The following is a 15232-nucleotide window of genomic DNA, read 5'->3' as shown; positions in this document are numbered from 1 at the left end:
CGCATGGCCAAGGTGACCGTCAGTCTGGATGCCGAACTCGTCGTCGAAGCGATGGTGCTCGCGGGGGTCGGGAACCCCCAGGACGCCGTCGAGCTCGTGGTGCGCGACTACATCGCGCGCGGTCACCGCACGGAGGCCCTGGTCGCCGACCGCGAGGGGGCGGTGCGCGACGTGGAGGTCAAGCCGGAGGCACAGCAGGGCTGATCGCCGGGTGGGGGACCGGGCCTACGCGATCGGCTCGCCGTCCTCCAGTTCCACGGCCCCGCCGCCGGACACCAGAACTTCCAGCGCCGCTCGGACCCTGCCCCCGAGCGTGCCGAGCAGAAAACCGTCCAGATCGGCGGGCGCCACCAGCCGCCAGGACAGCAGCTCATCCTCCTGGAGCCGGATCGCCGCCAGCTGGTCCGCGGTGAGCACCCCGCCGTCGTACAGATACGCCACGATCGGCGGGCGGCCGGGGCCCCGCACCCAGTCCACGGCGAGCAGCCGCCCCGGAGCCACGTCGAGGCCGATCTCCTCCGCCGTCTCGCGCCGCGCGGCCTGCCGGGGCCCCTCACCCGTCTGGGACTCGACGGTCCCGCCGGGCAGTGCCCAGCCCTCGCGGTAGTTCGGCTCGACGAGGAGGAGCCGTCCCTCCGCGTCACGGAAGAGGGAGGCGGCGCCGGACAGGACTCGGGGAAGCCCGGCGATGTACACGGCGTAGTCGGCATCGGGAGTCGTCACGGCCGACAGCGTAGCGGCGCGGGCCGCACCACACGGCCGTGGACGGCCATGGGCAGATCAGGGGACGTGCGGATAGGGTCGGGGCGGCGCGACTGCCTGTTCGAAAGCAAGGGATGCAAGGTGACGGACGGAGCAGATATGAGGACCGCCCGCGTGCTCGTGGCGGCGGACAAGTTCAAGGGCTCGCTCACGGCCGTGCAGGTCGCGGAGCGGGTGACGGCCGGGCTGCGGCGCGTCGTCCCCGATGTGCGGGTGGAGACCCTGCCGGTCGCGGACGGCGGCGACGGTACGGTCGCGGCGGCGGTGGCCGCCGGATTCGAGCGGCGGGAGGTCCGGGTGACCGGTCCTCTCGGGGACCCGGTGACGGCGGCATACGCGCTGCGCGGGTCCACCGCCGTGGTGGAGATGGCCGAGGCCTCGGGCCTCCAGCACCTGCCCGACGGAGTGTTCGCCCCGCTCACGGCCACCACGTACGGCTCGGGCGAGCTGCTGCGGGCCGCCCTGGAGGAGGGGGCGACGACGATCGTGTTCGGGGTCGGCGGCAGCGCCACCACGGACGGCGGCGCGGGCATGCTCACCGCCCTCGGGGCCCGCTTCCTGGACGCGGAGGGCAAGCCCGTGGCCCCCGGCGGCGGCCCTCTCGCGGAGCTGGCCGAGGCCGACCTCTCGGGGCTCGCCCCCCGGCTGGCGCGCATCGACCTGATCCTGGCCAGCGACGTGGACAACCCGCTGACGGGGCCCAAGGGCGCGCCCGAGGTGTACGGCCGTCAGAAGGGCGCGAGCGAGGAGGACATCGCGGTCCTCGACGCGGCCCTGGCGCACTACGCCTCGATCCTGGGCCCGGACATGGCGTCCCTGCCCGGCGCGGGCGCGGCCGGAGGCATCGGCTACGGGGCACTCGTCGCCCTCGGCGCCCGCTTCCGCCCCGGCATCGAGGTGATGCTCGACGTGCTCGGCTTCGCCCCCGCGCTCGCCCGCGCCACGCTGGTCATCACGGGCGAGGGCTCGCTGGACGAGCAGACGCTGCACGGCAAGGCCCCGGCCGGGGTCGCGGCCGCCGCCCGCGCGGCCGGGATCGAGGTCGTCGCGGTCTGCGGCCGGCTCGCCCTGTCCCCGGAGGCACTGGAGAAGGCGGGCATCCGCCGCGCCTACGCCCTGGCCGAGCTGGAACCGGACCCGGCGGTGTCCATGGCCCAGGCCGGGCCGCTGCTGGAGCGGGCTGCGGAGTCGATCGCCCGGGACTTCCTGCTGCGCTGACGCGGAGCGGCCGACGGCGGATCAGGCCTACGCGGGCCAGGCGTACGCGGGCCAGGCGTACGCGGGCCAGGCGTACGCGGGCCAGGCGTACGCGGACCACTCGTCCGAGGGCCAGGCGTCCGAGGGCCAGGCGTCCGAGGGTCAGGCGTCCGAGGGCCAGGCGTCCGAGGGCCAGGCGTCCGAGGGCCAGGCGTACGAGGGTCAGGCGTCCGAGGGTCAGGCGTCCGCGGGTCAGGCGTACGAGGGGAGGGGCCCGGGGACAGACGCCGGGCCCCTCCCGCACGCCGGGCCGTCGCTCCGCGCCTCACGGCGGCGCCGACGACAGTCTCAGTACGTCCAGCGCCAGCACCAGGTCGACCAGCTCACGCGGCCGGGACAGCGAACGCGCGGTCAACCGCTCCAGCCGCCGCAGCCGGTTGAACACCGTGTTGCGATGACACCGCAGCCGTACCGCGGCCCGCCCCACCGAACCCTCGCACTCCAGCCACACCTCCAGCGTCCCCACCAGCACCGCACGCTCCGCCGGAGCCAGCGCCAGCAGCGGACCGAAGACCTCCGCGAGAAGCCGGGACGACAGCTCCGGGCCGCTCACCAGCAGGGCCGTCGGCAGCCGCTCGTCGAGCCGTACGACCTCCCGGCTGCCGGGCGCGCACGTCAGCAGCGCCGTGTCCGCGAGCCGCCGTGCCGAGCCCAGCTGCCCCGGCGATCCCACCACCGGGCTCATGCCTCCCGGCCCCGCACCGTGCTCCGCGAGCCGCGCCACTGCCCCGGCCGGTCCCGCCGCGCCCAGCAGCACCACCGCGACGGCCCCGTCCCCCGCACCGCACCACCACCAGCGCGCCCCGTCCCCGTCCGGGCCCTCCGCCACCGCGGCCTCCGGTACGGGTGTGCCCAGCACCACCACCGCGTAGCGCCCCCGTTCCGGCAGCCCGAGGCCGCGCGCCGCACGCTCCACCAGGTCCGGCGGCGCCCCGCCCGCCAGCAGCGGGCCGAGCAGCGCCCCGTACCGCGTCCCACGCCGCATCCGCCGCTCCGTCCCCCGGGTCCGGGCGTCCCTGATGACCGATGAGGATGCCAGCGGCCGTACGGGCGGGCCCCCGCCCGTCACCGCGTCTGTGCGCGTGCACAACGAGGCCCTTCGTCGGCTGGTCGCCCGCATCGAGTCGGTCCCGCGCCGTGGACGCACGTCCCGCCCGGTGCTGGTCTGTGGCACCACACACGACGCCACGCCTTCACCGATGAGCACGACAGGTGAACACGGGACGACAAGGCGGAAGGAGGAGGACGCATGGCAACGCTAGAGATCCGCGCGCTGTCCGTCGGCTACGGTCCGGTCCGGGCGCTGCGCGACATCTCCGTCGATGTGCCGGACGGCGGGATCACCGCCGTACTCGGCGGCAACGGCGCGGGCAAGACCACGCTGCTGCGGGCCGTGTCGCGGACCCTCGGCTTCCACCGCGGGACGGGCACCGGGACCATCCGGTTCGACGGCCGCCCCCTGGAGGGGCTGCGGCCCGCCCAGGTGGTGGCCGCGGGAGTGGTCCAGGTACCGGAGGGCCGGCAGGTCTTCGCCCGGATGACGGTGGCCGACAACCTGCGGGCCGGGGCCCTCGGGGCACGCGGCGGGCGCAGGGCGACGGGCGCCGCGCTGGCCCGGGTCCACGAGCTGTTCCCGGTGCTCGCCGACCGCGCGCACCAGCGGGCCGGGCTGCTGTCCGGCGGCGAGCAGCAGATGCTGGCGATGGGCCGCGCCCTGATGGCTGGCCCCCGGCTGCTCCTGCTGGACGAGCCCTCGCTCGGCCTCGCCCCGCTGATGGCGGCCAGGATCGCCGAGACCGTGCAGGAGATCAACGCGGCCGGCACCTCCGTCATGCTCGTCGAGCAGAACGCGGCGATCGCCCTGCGCCTCGCCTCCACGGCGTACGTCCTCGACGTCGGCGAGGTCGCCCTGTCCGGGCCCGCGGACGAACTCGCCGCGTCCGACGAGGTTCGCCGCCGCTACCTCGGCGTCGTCGACGAGGACGCGGCGGCGGACGCCGACCCGGCCGCCCGGAACCGCCGCACCTTGAGCAGGTGGTCCGCGTGACCGCCACGGCCTCCGCGCACAGCACGACGGCCGCACTCGCCGTCGAGAACGTCACCGTCCGCTTCTCCGGGCTCACCGCCCTGGACGGCGTCTCCTTCACCGTCGAACCCGGCAGCGTGCACGCCGTCATCGGGCCCAACGGCGCGGGCAAGTCCACCTGCTTCAACGTCCTGTCCGGCGTCTACCGCGCCACCTCCGGGCACGTCCGCCTCGGCGACACCGAACTCACCGGACTCGCGCCGCACACCATCGCGGGCCTCGGGGTCGCGCGCACCTTCCAGAACCTGGCGCTGCCCCCGCACGCGACCGTCGCCGACAGCCTCCTGCTCGGCCGCCACCGGCTGACCCGCTCCGGGTTCGTCGCCACCGGCCTGCGGCTCCCCTCCGCCGCCCGGGAGGAACGCCGCCACCGCGACCGGGTCCGGGAGATCGCCGCGTTCATCGGCCTCGACAAGGAGCTGGAGCGCCCGGCCGGATCACTGCCGTACGGGCAGCAGAAGCTCGTCGAGCTGGGCCGGGCCCTGTGCATGGAGCCGAAGGTCCTGCTGCTGGACGAACCGATCGCCGGGATGACCGCTGACGAACGCCGCCGCACCGCGGCCGTCGTGGCCGACGTACGCGACAGCCTCGGCATCTCCATCGTGCTGGTCGAGCACGACATGGGGGTGGTGATGCGGCTCGCGGACGCGGTGACCGTACTCGACTTCGGGCGACGGATAGCCGGGGGCACCCCCGCCGAGGTCCAGAACGACCCGGCCGTCGTCCAGGCCTACTTGGGAGCACCTCAATGACCACGTTCGTCGAACTCCTCCTCGGCGGCCTGTCGATCGGCTCGGTCTACGCACTCATCGCGCTCGGGTTCGTCGTCATCTTCAAGGCCACCGAGGTCGTCAACTTCGCCCACGCGTCCCTGCTGTTGGCGGGCGGCTACGTCACCGCCGTGCTCCACGACGACATCGGGTTCTGGCCCGCGCTGCTCGTCGGGATCGCGGGAGCGGCGACCGTCGGGGCGGGCATCGAGTTCTTCGTGATGCGCCGCTACCGGGGCAGCGACCAGAGCGTCCTGGCCATCGTCACCATCGGCGTCGACATCCTCCTGATCACCGAACTCACCCGCCGGATGGGCACGGACGTGCTCGCCCTCGGGGACCCCTGGGGCAACGAGGTCGTCTCCGTCGGCGGCGTCACCCTCGCCCAGACCCGGATCGCCGCGTTCCTCGCCGCCGGGCTGCTGATCACGGTGTTCCTGCTCGCCTTCCGCTACACCTCCTGGGGCGTGTCGATGCGGGCCGCCGCCGAGAACCCGCAGACGGCGGCGCTCATGGGCATCAAGCTGGGGCGGGTCTCGCTCGCCGCGTGGGCGGTCGCCGGAGCGCTCGCCGCCGTCGCGGCCCTCTTCCTCACCGTGTTCCCGACCCCGGGCCTGGAGCGTGCCACCTCGCTCGCCGCGCTCAAGGCGTTCCCCGCCGCGATCCTCGGCGGCCTCGACTCCACCACCGGGGCGCTCGCCGGGGGACTCATCGTCGGCGTCACCGAGTCGCTCGCCACCGGCTACCAGAGCGACCTCGCCTTCCTCGGCCGGGGCATCGGCGATCTGGCGCCCTACCTGGTGATGGTGGCGGTGCTGCTCATCCGGCCCGCGGGACTCTTCGGCACGAAGGAGCTGGCCCGTGTCTGACACCCCCGCCGAAGCCGCCCCCGCTCCCGGAGTCCTCGCTCCCGGAGTCCCTGCTCCCGAAGCCTCTGCCGCGCCGGCCACCACACCCGGCGGCCGCACGGAGCGCCTCACCGACCGGCTGCGCACGCCCCGTACGTACGCCGTCCTCATCGGCTCCCTGCTGCTCCTCGTCCTCCCCTTCTACCTGGACCGCTTCTGGCTCCAGGCCGGATTGTTCGCGATGGCGGCGGCGATCGGCGCCATCGGGCTCAACATGCTCACCGGCGCCACCGGGCAGCTCTCCATGGGCCACGCGTTCTTCCTCGCCGTCGGCGCGTACGGCTACTGCGTCCTGGCGGGCGAGAGCAGCACCGAGAACGGGCACACGCTGACCGGACTCGGGCTGCCCACCTGGCTGGCCGCGATCCTCGCCGTGCTGCTCGCCGGAGCGGCGGGCGGGCTCTTCAGCCCCATCGCCGGCCGGCTGCGCGGCGCCTACCTCGGCATCGCGACCCTCGCGCTGATCTTCATCGGACAGCACGTCCTGTTCAATGCGGGTTCGCTGACCGGCGGTTACAACGGCCGGGCCGTACCGCCGCTGTCGCTGTTCGGCTTCACCTTCGACGACACCGAAGTCGTCTTCGCCGCCGTGCCGTTCGGCTCCTCGGAGAAGCTCTGGTACGTGGGCCTGGCCGCGCTCCTGCTCAGCGCGCTGTTCGCCCGGGGGGTGCTGCGCGGCAGGCCCGGCCGGGCGATGAACGCCATCCGCGACCACCGGATCGCGGCGGGGGTGATGGGCGTGCCGGTGGCCCGCTACCGGGCCGGCGTCTTCGTCCTGTCCTCGATGTACGCGGGCCTCGCGGGCGTCCTGCTCGCCCTGGTCTTCCAGCGGACCGTGCCCGAGTACTTCGGCATGATCCTCTCCCTCGAATACCTCGCCATGATCGTCATCGGCGGGCTCGGCAGCGTCGCCGGAGCCGCGATCGGCGCCGCCTTCGTCACCCTGCTCCCGCAGGTGTTCACGCACTACAGCGACTCCCTGCCGCTGGTCTCCGCCCCCGGCACGGGCGGGCTGGCGCCCGGTGAGGCGTCCCGCTATCTGTACGGCGCCGCGGTGGTCGCGGTGGTCCTGTTCCTGCCCGGCGGCCTCGCCCGCCTGGGCCTCGCACGCGCGAAGAAACCCGCGGCTCCGAAGGGGCCGAAGGGGCCGAAGGGGCCGAAGGCCACGAAACAGTCAGCGGTTCCGGCGCGGTCAGCGGTTCCGAAGCAGTCAGAGGCTCCGAAGAATCAAGGGGAGAAGTCATGAAACTCAGAGTGCTCACAGCCGTGGTCGCGACCCTCGCCGTCACCCTCGTCGGGTGCAGCGGCAAGGCGACCGACGGAAAGGCGGCCGAGGAGGGCGAGGGCGGGATCAAGACGGGCCCCGGGGTCTCCTCCTCGACGATCTCCCTCGGCGTGCTGACCGACATGACCGGCGTCTACGCCTCGCTGGGCAAGAGCGTCACCCAGGCGCAGCAGCTGTGGGTCAAGCAGACGAACGACGAGGGTGGCATCTGCGACCGGAAGATCGAACTGACGGTCCGCGACCACGGCTACGATCCGCAGAAGGCGATCGCCGCGTACACCGAGCTGGAGCCGGAGGTGGTGGGCTTCGCCCAGTTCATCGGCTCCCCGTTCGTCGCCGCCGTCGAGCAGCGCATCGACGGCCAGGACAAGGGCCTCGTGCTGCCGCAGGCCTGGTCGGCGAATCTGCTGGGCTCCCCGTACGTCCGGGTCATCGGCGCCACCTACGACGTCGAGACGATCAACCTCATCGACTATCTCCTCGCCGAGAAGCGCATCGCCAAGGGCGACAAGATCGGTCATGTGTACTTCGAGGGCGACTACGGCGAGAACGCGCTCGTGGGCTCGGAGCACGCGGCGAAGGAGGCCGGGCTCACCGTCGTCGAGCAGAAGATCAAGCCGACCGACAACGACATGACGGCCCAGGTCGCCGCCCTCAAGCAGGCCGGGGTCAAGGCCGTCATCGTCAGCGCGGGCCCGCGCCAGGCGGCCTCGCTCGTCGGCGTCGCGGCGGCCACCGGCTTCAACGTCCCGGTCGTCGGCAACAACTCGGCCTTCGCCCCCCAGCTGTTGAAGACCCAGGCGGGCCCCGCACTGCTCAAGGACTACTACGTCGCCGCCTCCACGCTGCCCATCGGGGACCCGGGCGACGGCCCCGCCAAGCTCGCGAAGGAGTACGCCGCCCAGTACCCGAAGGACGTGCTCGACAACGGCGTCGTCGCCGGTTACACGGCGGCCTCCCTGTTCGGCGAGGCGCTGTCGAAGGCGTGCGACGACAAGGACCTCACCCGCGAGGGCATCGACAAGGCGCTGCTCTCGATCAAGGGGTACGGGAGCGAGTTCGGGGTGTCGCACGACTTCTCGGACCCGAAGGCCCCGTCCACCCGCGAGAGCGTCATCATGAAGCCGGACGCGGGCGCCGCCGGCGGGCTGAAGGTGGTCCGGCCGGCCGAGGTCGCCGCGGCGGCGGAGACCTTCACCGCCGGCTCCTGACCGGATCTCCGGCCCCGGGAGGCGTACAGGTGCACCCCACCCGTACGCCTCCCGGTCGCGCTCGGCGCGGCGCGGTCACCCGGTGGTGTACGCCTCCAGTTCGGAGAACTGCGCGGCCGGCCGGCCGGTGCGGCGTTGAGCTGTCTCCTCCGGCCAAGGAACTCGCTCAACTCTGTGCGACCGAGCGCGATGACGCGGGCAGCCCGGCCACGTAGGTGTTGGGATTCGGTGGTACCGGCGATCAGCCGCCGCGCGGAGCCCCCACTCGTCGAGGCCGCCGTACACGTGGGTTTCAAGGCACTGCGGCGCGTCCATGCCGACGGCCTCGCCCCGGTAGTGGGCGATGAGCGAGTCCTAGCCCCGCCACCATGTGTCCGTCACGCCCTGTACTTCGGGCAAACGCCCGGCAACGACGACGGGCCCACGACTGCGGAGACCGGAGACCGGAGGCTGTCAGGCGAGGCCGCGCCTTTTCGCTTCGGCGAGTCGGGATGTCCGCCGGGACCGGGAGGCCGTCTTCGTGGTCCGGGGAGCGGGCTGCCGGGGTCACTGCCGGCTTCGCCGTCGGACGTGCGGATCCGCAACCGTCCGTGACCGCCGGTCGGCCGCTGACTCCCACCGTTCGGCGTTTTCCCAGGTCGCACCACTTGAGTACAACCACATGCCCGTCCTACCCTGAATGCGTACGATCGTACGCACGCGAATACATTCACCTGGACGTGGCATGGGCGAACCTGACTCGTTGTCGCCTTCGCCCGCACTGCCGCTCCTGCATTGCCCCGCGACCATCATGCGATCAAAGGAACGCAACAAGATTATGCCGAGTCCTCACCTTGTGATCGATGCGCTGCCAACCTTGTCCTGGGTCCCTGTTGAGGGGCAAGCAACGGTCGAACGCTCCACCCAGACGCTCACCATGCGGAGCGCGGGAGGGGCCGATTGGTCCAACGACGCGACCGGGGGGGATCAGCAGCACAAGGCGGCGAGCCTGGCGTTTTTGGCCCCGCCCACACCTTTCATGCTCTCGGCCAAGGTGTCCGTCCAGGGAGACCGCACCACCTTCGATGCCGGTGCCCTGTCAATCTGGTCGGACGAGGACCACTGGGCGAAGCTCTGCTTCGAGAATTCCCCCGCCGGCGAGACCATGGTTGTCAGCGTCGTGACCAACACGTATTCGGATGATGTGAACTCGCACCTCGTTGCCGACGCCGGCATCTACCTGCGTCTCGCCTTCCTCGGCAACAACGCCTGGGCTTTCCATTCCTCGCCTGACGGTGAGCATTGGAACTTCGTCCGGCTTTTCAACCTTCCGGTTCCGGCCGAAACGCCAACGTACGTTGGCTTCCTTAGCCAGGCACCATTCGGCGAACGCTGCGATGCCGTTTTCCGTGACATCGAAATCAGCCATGCCCTGCTCAGTGACACCAGAAACGGCAGCTGACGAACGATGACCGCCGCGAAGCACCGACGTCGCTTCGGGTGAGAAGGCGCTGACCGTCGGCTTGGGCGAGCCCTCCGGCGTTCCCGGCGTGACCGGGTCCGGGGCACCGCACCTGGAGGCGGCCTGGAGCCGGGCGGACGTCATATGCGCGGGAGCGGGTAGGAGACGTGGCGGAAGGCGACGAACGACCCTGGCTTCCTTGATGAGCGATGGAGAGGCACCGGTGTGGCCGATTCTGAGATGAGGGCGGTGGGCTGGGCGCGGTCCTTCCCCATGTCCCAAGGGGTGCGGGCGGGGCGTCGCTGGGCACGGGGGCATCTGGACTCGCTGGAATGGGCGCGGAGCGCACCGGATTTTGTGGATTCGGTGCTTCTGGCAGTGACCGAGCTCATGACGAACGCGCACAAACACGCTCATAGCGATGCCCAGCTCGTCCTGACCTGGGACAGTTCCTGCCTGCACGTCAGCGTTCACGACGCCAGCCCGGAACCGCCGGTCCCGGCCGACCGGGGCCTTGACGCGACCGGCGGCCGGGGCCTGGCGATCGTCGAGGCACTGTCCGACAGCTGGGAACACCATCCGCAACGAGACGGCAAGACCGTGACCGCTTGCTTCGTCCCGCCCGGATACCCCGCACCGGACCACGCTCTCAGCCCCGACGGCACCACCTGACCAGCAGCACACCATCCCCGCGCAACGCCAGAGACACGGACGGTGGACCCGCTCGTTTCGGAGCACGGACCTGTGGGCGGAGGCCGCCCCTTGGTGGGCGAGCACACCCGCCTGCCAGTGCTCGCGCTCTCCCCTTGTCCGGATCCGCGGCCCGGCCGGGGGCGGGCCGTTCAGTTCCCGGAGCCGACGATGGCGGTGACGCGGATCTCCACGCGCATGGCGGCCAGGCCGAGGACCGTGACGCCGGTCTCGGTCCAGATCGGCGCACGGCCGTCGAGGCGGCGGCGGAACTGCTCGGCCATGACCCTGTTGTGGTCGTCGCCGATGGCGTCGTCCCCTGGTGCGACCTTGTGGTACGAGTTCACGTGGATGACGTCCTTCCAGGTCGCGCCGACTGTGGCGAGCGTACGTTCGACGTTGTCGAACGCCAGGACGATCTCGTCCTCCAGTGAGTCGGGGATGGCCAGGTCGTCGTCCACCCCGGCCTGGCCGGAGATCTCGACCCGGTCGTCGACGCGGACGGCCCCGCTGTAGCCGTGGGCCTCGTGCAGCTTTTCGCCGAAGCCCGGAGTGACGCCGAAGGTGACGGTGCTCATGATGGTCCCTCTTCCTGCCCCACGGAGGTGCTTCCCGGGGGGTGTGGAGACGTGCTCGGACACGCGTTTCCTCTTCTGTGAGTTCACGCGTAAAGTGATACTAGCGAGCGATGACTTCAAGCGCAAAGTGATGGCGGATGTCGCCAGAGGAGCGGGAAGATCCATGAGCAGCACGGAAGGGCCCATGAGCGGTACGGGAGAACACGAGGACGACGAGGAACTCCGCTGGCTCGACGAGCAGGAGAAGGCGGCCTGGACGGGACTGATCTCCCTGGTCCTGCTGCTGCCCGGCAAGCTGGAGTCGCCGCTGCGCCAGGAGCACGGCCTCACCCTGTTCGAGTACCTCGTGCTCAGCCATCTCTCCGAGGCCCCGGGGCGCAGGCTGCGGATGGGAGAGCTCGCCTTTCTCGCCAGCGGGTCGCTCTCCCGGCTGTCCAACGTCGTCAAACGCTGTGAACAGCGCGGATGGGTCGTACGGACCCCCGACCCGGCCGACGGCCGGTACACCCTCGCCGAACTCACCGACGCCGGCTTCGACATCGTGCGCCGGGCCGCCCCCACACACCTGCGCGCCCTTCGCGCCGTCGTCCTCGACTCGCTCAACGCGACCGACCAGAAGGCGCTCACCCGCATCGCCCAGAAGCTCCGCATCGTCCCCGACGACTTCGGCTGACGGACGGGGACGGGGGCGTCGCGCCACCAGCGGCCGTCCGGAAGGTCAGTCGTTCGACGGGGGCGGCGTCTACACCTCCCGGCCGTCCATCCCGATGTACCGGAAGCGCCCCCGCTCCACGCGGTAGACGAAGACCCCGGTCCCGGTGTACATCCCGTTGGCGGGCTCGAACGCGTAGCCCTTGGACACCCCTTCGTACGAGGTCGTCCGCAGCGCGGGCAGCAGGTCCTGGCGGCTGATCCTCTCCCGGCCCAGCCCCCGCGCGCAGGCGGCGATCAGCCCGACCGCGTCGTACGCCTCCGCCGCGAACAGCGGCGGTGCACTGTCGAAGCGTCTGCGGTAGGCGGCGGCGAACGGGTGCACCGAGGGTACGGAAGCCGGGTCGGCGGCCGTCGAGACGACCAGCCAGCCCGCCGCGTCCTCGCCGGCCTCCGCCAGGAACCGGGGGTCGTGCACGGCCTGGGTGCCGATCTTCGGGCCGAGGAACCCGGCCCTGGTCAGCGACTTGGCGAACCGTCCGGCATCCCGCCACCCGCCCCCGTACACCACCGCCCCCGGCCGCTTCGCGGCGATCCGTTCCGCCTCCGCGTCAAGGTCGCGCATGCCCTCCCGTACGGTCTCCGCGAGCACCGTGCGTCCGTTCCCGCGCAGGCCGGTGCCGAGGAAGCGGGTGGTCTGCCGGCCGTATTCCGTGCCGTCGTCGACGAGAGCGATCCGGTCGATCCCGTACGCCCCCAGGAACTGGGCCACCGGCAGCATCTGCATGTCGTTGCGCGGCCGGGCGCACAGGAAGATCCGGTTCAGGTGCCGGATGTCCCCGTCGACCACGCTGAGCAGGGGCAGCGCCGCCTCGTCGTACGCGACCAGCGCCTCCCGCGCCGCGTCCGTGCCGGTCGCGCCCAGGGCGGCCACCAGCAGCGGGTCCTCGGCGAACCGGCGCACCGCCGCCCTGGCCCGCTCCTCGTCGCCCCCGTCGTCGACCGTGGTCAGCCGCAGCGTGAACGGCGCGTCCCCCTGCGCGTTGTGCTCCGCGACCGCGAGCCGCGCCGCCCGGTCCTGTCCCTTGCCGAGGGCCGCCGACGGGCCGCTGAGGTCGGCCTGGAGGCCGATGCGCAGCTCCGGGCGGGCCGCCTTCCCGTCGTCGCCCTCGCCCCCGCCGCCCGGGCCCTCGCCGTCGCCGGAGGAGGCCAGCCACGCCGCGGTGCCGCCCGTCGCCGCGAGCGCCGCGCCGCCGGCGACGTACGCGAGGAAACGGCGACGGGCGGGGGAGACCGGGACCGTGGCCGTGCCCCCGCCGCCGGTTCCGGTTTCCGCCCCCGTCCCCCTTCCCACGCTTGTGCCCGTGCCTGTGGTCGGGCCGCCCGTCGCGCCGGCGTCCAGGCTGGTCGCGTCGATGCCCGGCAGGGCGAGCATCCGCGCCGAGCGCTCGGCGATCAGGTGGGTGACCGGACCGGGCAGCCAACTGCCGCCCGACACGTCCTCGGCGAAGGCCCGTTGGATGTCCGTCGCCGCGGGACGGCCCCCGGGGTCCTTGGACAGGCACGCCTCGACGACGGGGAGCAGCCCGGGCGGCAGCGCGCTCAGGTCCGCCGTGTCGTGCACGGTGCGGAACAGCATCGCCTCCACCGGGCCGCTGCCGAACGGCCGCCCGCCCGTGGCCGCGTACACCAGGACGCAGCCCAACGAGAAGACGTCGCTCGCCGGTCCGATCCGCCGCCCCTGCGCCTGCTCGGGCGAGAGGAAGCCGGGGGAGCCGACGATCACGTCCGTCGCCGTGAGGACGGTGTCGTCCAGGGCCCGCGCGATCCCGAAGTCGATCAGCCGGGGCCCGTCCAGGCCCAGCAGGACGTTGCCGGGCTTGACGTCCCGGTGCACGAGCCCCGCCGCGTGGACGGCGTCCAGCGCCTCCGCGAGCATCGAGCCCAGCGCCCGTACCCCGCGTTCCGGCAGCGGCCCCCCGCCGCCGACCGCCTCGCTCAGGGCGGGCCCGGGTACGAACTCGGTGGCCAGCCACGGGGCGGGCGCCTCGGTGTCGGCGTCGACCACCGGCACCGCCCACCGGTTGCGCACCTGCCGGGCGATGGCCACCTCCCGCCGGAAACGGGCGCGGAAGGCGGCGTCGTCGGCGTACTCCGCGCGGATCAGCTTGATCGCCACCAGCGCGCCGCCGGGCGACCGGCCCAGCAGCACCACGCCCATGCCCCCGGCGCCGAGCCGGCCGAGGACGCGGTACCCGGCGATCCGTGCCGGGTCGGTGGAACGGAGCGGTTCCATCAGGGGTCAGTGCCTTTCGTCCGGGCCCGCGGTCACTTCAGCTCAAGCTCGACGCGGTAGAGCACCTTGGCGCCGCCCTCGGCGGCGATCCGCAGCAGGTCGCTGTTCCGGTAGCCCTTCGCGCCCTTGACCGACACGGCCGTCGTCACCGGGCCGATCCGGGACTTGGTCCACACATAGTCCTGGATCCCGCCCGACTCCGGACCGGTGTACTTCCCCGCCTCGAACAGCGAGGCGTCCGCGTTGCGCACGTCCTTCTGATCGAACCGGAGCGACATCAGACCGCTGAGGCGCTGCCCGCCGCCCAACTCCTGCCGGGGGCAGCGGAAGCTCTCCTGGACGGTGTCCTTGATCTCCCTGTCCGCGCCCGCCACGCTCCGGTGCACGGTCACGGTCACCGCCCCCTGGACCCGGCCCCTGCCGTCCCGCGCCGGGATGTCGAGCCGCCGCGTGAAGCTGTCCAGGACGCCGGACGGCAGCGCGGAACGGGTCCAGACGCAGGAGTCGGGGAGCACGGGCCGGCTGCCGCCGCTCTCGTACGGGGCGTGCCGGACCATCCCGGCCGTCCAGTCGGCCTCCCCGAGCGCGGCGTTGCGGGTCAGCTTCCGTGCCTGGGCCGCGCTCTTCGGGACCCGCGCCGGGTTCGGCGTGAACGTGTAGGCGCTGGGCAGCGCCCCCGGCAGCGTGGACTCCTGCGCGTCCGGCTTCCCCGTCGCCCCCGGCTTCTGGCCGTCCGCCGCCCGGCTGCCCTGCTTCGCCGATCCGCTCGGCTTCGGGTCCGGCCCGCCCCCGCCCTTCGACGCCGGCCCGCCGCACCCGGCCAGCAGCGCCCCCGCCGCCGCGACCGCCGCCACACGTGTCCCCACCAGCATCAGCTTCATCATCGGACCCCCCTGGTCCTCCGCTCCGCGCCCTGGCCGAATGGTCCGGGCGTCGTCAGCGAGGCGATCCTAGAAGCGGGCCGCGCCACGGTGACGGGAAGCCGCTACTCATCCGGTCGGTGCGACGGCTCAGCCGACAGCGGGGTTTCGTCTCTGGCGCCCCTGCGCGCGGGATGGTAGGCGCCGGAGATGAAGGACGACCGGCATTGGCCGGATCTCAGCCGTCGACGCGCGGAGGAAGCCCGCGCCGGCACGGCGCCGGTGGGGCTCCGGCTTCTGGCGGCCGCTGTTCCGGGCTTCATGATCGGCGGAAAATTGGTCTGGACCACATGGAATGCCGGTGATTAGCTCATTCCGGACTCCGCGCCTTCGGGCCGGGTCCGCCGACTTCCGAACATGCCCTGTCGAGTCCTGCT

16 protein-coding genes are annotated in these 15232 nt (G+C 72.5%); 11 read left to right on the top strand and 5 right to left on the bottom strand.

What is annotated here, in order from left to right; translation table 11 throughout:
• Positions 1-3 precede the first annotated feature (3 nt).
• Positions 4-204, top strand: coding sequence for a type II toxin-antitoxin system VapB family antitoxin (locus N7925_RS04975; RefSeq protein ID WP_274343159.1), 201 nt, complete (start codon positions 4-6; stop codon positions 202-204).
• Positions 205-225: 21 nt separating this feature from the next.
• Here N7925_RS04975 and N7925_RS04970 read toward each other — a convergent pair whose 3' ends face one another.
• Positions 226-723, bottom strand: coding sequence for an NUDIX domain-containing protein (locus tag N7925_RS04970; RefSeq protein WP_274343158.1), 498 nt, complete (start codon positions 721-723; stop codon positions 226-228).
• Positions 724-861: 138 nt separating this feature from the next.
• On the opposite strand from N7925_RS04970, the gene N7925_RS04965 reads away from it, so the two are divergent.
• The gene (locus tag N7925_RS04965) at positions 862-1980 is read left to right on the top strand and encodes a glycerate kinase (RefSeq protein WP_274343157.1); all 1119 of its coding nucleotides are present in this window, start codon (positions 862-864) and stop codon (positions 1978-1980) included.
• Between the two features lie 304 nt (positions 1981-2284).
• Here N7925_RS04965 and N7925_RS04960 read toward each other — a convergent pair whose 3' ends face one another.
• Positions 2285-3004 (bottom strand): PucR family transcriptional regulator, encoded by a 720-nt coding sequence (locus N7925_RS04960; protein ID WP_265598277.1) that lies wholly within the window; start codon positions 3002-3004, stop codon positions 2285-2287.
• Positions 3005-3268: 264 nt separating this feature from the next.
• On the opposite strand from N7925_RS04960, the gene N7925_RS04955 reads away from it, so the two are divergent.
• The 7 genes from N7925_RS04955 (at position 3269) to N7925_RS04925 (ending at position 10392) form a co-directional block, all read left to right on the top strand.
• On the top strand, positions 3269-4066 hold the full coding sequence (locus tag N7925_RS04955) for an ABC transporter ATP-binding protein (protein ID WP_215111361.1): 798 nt from the start codon (positions 3269-3271) through the stop codon (positions 4064-4066).
• The gene (locus N7925_RS04950) at positions 4054-4857 is read left to right on the top strand and encodes an ABC transporter ATP-binding protein (RefSeq protein WP_274343156.1); all 804 of its coding nucleotides are present in this window, start codon (positions 4054-4056) and stop codon (positions 4855-4857) included. Before N7925_RS04955 ends, N7925_RS04950 begins: the two co-directional genes overlap by 13 nt.
• Entirely contained in the window at positions 4854-5744 is an 891-nt protein-coding gene (locus tag N7925_RS04945; protein WP_265598274.1) for a branched-chain amino acid ABC transporter permease, read from the top strand. Before N7925_RS04950 ends, N7925_RS04945 begins: the two co-directional genes overlap by 4 nt.
• Entirely contained in the window at positions 5737-7029 is a 1293-nt protein-coding gene (locus N7925_RS04940) for a branched-chain amino acid ABC transporter permease (protein ID WP_443032117.1), read from the top strand. The genes N7925_RS04945 and N7925_RS04940 overlap by 8 nt, the downstream gene beginning before the upstream one ends.
• Entirely contained in the window at positions 7026-8279 is a 1254-nt protein-coding gene (locus tag N7925_RS04935; protein ID WP_265598273.1) for an ABC transporter substrate-binding protein, read from the top strand. The genes N7925_RS04940 and N7925_RS04935 overlap by 4 nt, the downstream gene beginning before the upstream one ends.
• 724 nt (positions 8280-9003) lie before the next feature.
• Positions 9004-9720: a DUF1349 domain-containing protein gene (locus N7925_RS04930; protein ID WP_274343155.1), complete on the top strand. Its 717-nt coding sequence runs from the start codon at positions 9004-9006 to the stop codon at positions 9718-9720.
• Positions 9721-9993: 273 nt separating this feature from the next.
• A complete protein-coding gene (locus tag N7925_RS04925) occupies positions 9994-10392 on the top strand; it encodes an ATP-binding protein (protein WP_274343154.1) in 399 nt (132 codons plus the stop codon).
• Positions 10393-10562: 170 nt separating this feature from the next.
• Here N7925_RS04925 and N7925_RS04920 read toward each other — a convergent pair whose 3' ends face one another.
• Entirely contained in the window at positions 10563-10988 is a 426-nt protein-coding gene (locus tag N7925_RS04920; RefSeq protein WP_265598271.1) for a Rid family hydrolase, read from the bottom strand.
• A 163-nt stretch (positions 10989-11151) separates the two neighbouring features.
• Between N7925_RS04920 and N7925_RS04915 the strand changes: the two genes are divergently transcribed.
• Complete coding sequence (locus tag N7925_RS04915) at positions 11152-11661, top strand: MarR family winged helix-turn-helix transcriptional regulator (protein ID WP_265598270.1); 510 nt, start codon at positions 11152-11154, stop codon at positions 11659-11661.
• Between the two features lie 69 nt (positions 11662-11730).
• Here N7925_RS04915 and N7925_RS04910 read toward each other — a convergent pair whose 3' ends face one another.
• The gene (locus N7925_RS04910) at positions 11731-13935 is read right to left on the bottom strand and encodes a bifunctional serine/threonine-protein kinase/ABC transporter substrate-binding protein (RefSeq protein ID WP_274343153.1); all 2205 of its coding nucleotides are present in this window, start codon (positions 13933-13935) and stop codon (positions 11731-11733) included.
• Positions 13936-13967: 32 nt separating this feature from the next.
• Positions 13968-14816 carry a hypothetical protein gene (locus tag N7925_RS04905; protein ID WP_274346395.1) on the bottom strand — a complete coding sequence of 283 codons (849 nt, stop codon included), beginning with the start codon at positions 14814-14816 and terminating at the stop codon, positions 13968-13970.
• Positions 14817-15005: 189 nt separating this feature from the next.
• Here N7925_RS04905 and N7925_RS04900 point away from each other — a divergent pair, with 189 nt between their 5' ends.
• Positions 15006-15164: a hypothetical protein gene (locus tag N7925_RS04900; RefSeq protein ID WP_274343152.1), complete on the top strand. Its 159-nt coding sequence runs from the start codon at positions 15006-15008 to the stop codon at positions 15162-15164.
• The last annotated feature ends 68 nt before the right edge of the window (positions 15165-15232 follow it).

It is taken from the genome of Streptomyces sp. CA-278952, assembly GCF_028747205.1.
Classification (GTDB): Bacteria; Actinomycetota; Actinomycetes; order Streptomycetales; family Streptomycetaceae; genus Streptomyces.
The sequence above is the reverse complement of the archived record's forward strand: the minus strand, read 5'-3'. Positions and strand labels throughout refer to the sequence as shown.

Excerpts from the sequence above, each read along its gene's own strand:
- N7925_RS04975 (WP_274343159.1), top strand. The coding sequence starts at position 4 with ATGGCCAAGGTGACCGTCAGTCTGGATGCCGAACTCGTCGTCGAAGCG.
- N7925_RS04965 (WP_274343157.1), top strand. The coding sequence starts at position 862 with ATGAGGACCGCCCGCGTGCTCGTGGCGGCGGACAAGTTCAAGGGCTCG.
- N7925_RS04960 (WP_265598277.1), bottom strand. The coding sequence starts at position 3,004 with ATGCGGCGTGGGACGCGGTACGGGGCGCTGCTCGGCCCGCTGCTGGCG.
- N7925_RS04955 (WP_215111361.1), top strand. The coding sequence starts at position 3,269 with ATGGCAACGCTAGAGATCCGCGCGCTGTCCGTCGGCTACGGTCCGGTC.
- N7925_RS04945 (WP_265598274.1), top strand. The coding sequence starts at position 4,854 with ATGACCACGTTCGTCGAACTCCTCCTCGGCGGCCTGTCGATCGGCTCG.
- N7925_RS04935 (WP_265598273.1), top strand. The coding sequence starts at position 7,026 with ATGAAACTCAGAGTGCTCACAGCCGTGGTCGCGACCCTCGCCGTCACC.
- N7925_RS04930 (WP_274343155.1), top strand. The coding sequence starts at position 9,004 with ATGGGCGAACCTGACTCGTTGTCGCCTTCGCCCGCACTGCCGCTCCTG.
- N7925_RS04925 (WP_274343154.1), top strand. The coding sequence starts at position 9,994 with ATGTCCCAAGGGGTGCGGGCGGGGCGTCGCTGGGCACGGGGGCATCTG.
- N7925_RS04920 (WP_265598271.1), bottom strand. The coding sequence starts at position 10,988 with ATGAGCACCGTCACCTTCGGCGTCACTCCGGGCTTCGGCGAAAAGCTG.
- N7925_RS04915 (WP_265598270.1), top strand. The coding sequence starts at position 11,152 with ATGAGCAGCACGGAAGGGCCCATGAGCGGTACGGGAGAACACGAGGAC.
- N7925_RS04910 (WP_274343153.1), bottom strand. The coding sequence starts at position 13,935 with ATGGAACCGCTCCGTTCCACCGACCCGGCACGGATCGCCGGGTACCGC.
- N7925_RS04905 (WP_274346395.1), bottom strand. The coding sequence starts at position 14,816 with ATGAAGCTGATGCTGGTGGGGACACGTGTGGCGGCGGTCGCGGCGGCG.
- N7925_RS04900 (WP_274343152.1), top strand. The coding sequence starts at position 15,006 with ATGAAGGACGACCGGCATTGGCCGGATCTCAGCCGTCGACGCGCGGAG.